Below are 376 nucleotides of genomic sequence, written 5' to 3'. Positions count from 1 at the left end.
GGCGATCCTCCAAGGCAAAAAAGATAATGCCCACGGTGTACAGCACCCCGCCCGAGGCCAGCCACACAAACCCGGCCGTGCCCAACGCCGCGAGCAGCGGCTTGACCGCCACCAGCACGATCCAGCCCATCACCGCATAGATCACGATGGACAGGATGCGCGCCTCCGAGCGTGGCTTGATCTCCTGCAAAATGCCGATCACCGCCAGGCCCCACACAATCCCGAACAGCGTCCAGCCCCACGGCCCGCGCAGTGTCACCAGGCAAAACGGTGTGTAGCTGCCGGCGATCAGCAGGTAGATCGAAAAATGATCGACCTTTTGCATGATCTCTTTTCGCCGCCCTCGCACGCTGTGATACACCGTCGAAGCGCTGTA

At 61.4% G+C, this 376-nt stretch carries 1 protein-coding gene; it reads right to left on the bottom strand.

The annotated features are described in order from the left end of the window. Positions 1 to 325, bottom strand: a 325-nt coding sequence (gene trhA, locus AC0L3B_RS38615) for a PAQR family membrane homeostasis protein TrhA (protein ID WP_473382889.1), incomplete at its 3' end; no start/stop codon positions are given. Positions 326 to 376: the final 51 nt, after the last annotated feature.

It is taken from the genome of Bradyrhizobium sp. Kon56, assembly GCF_055807635.1.
Note: the sequence above shows the minus strand (reverse complement) of the source record. Positions and strands in the feature narration are given on the sequence as shown.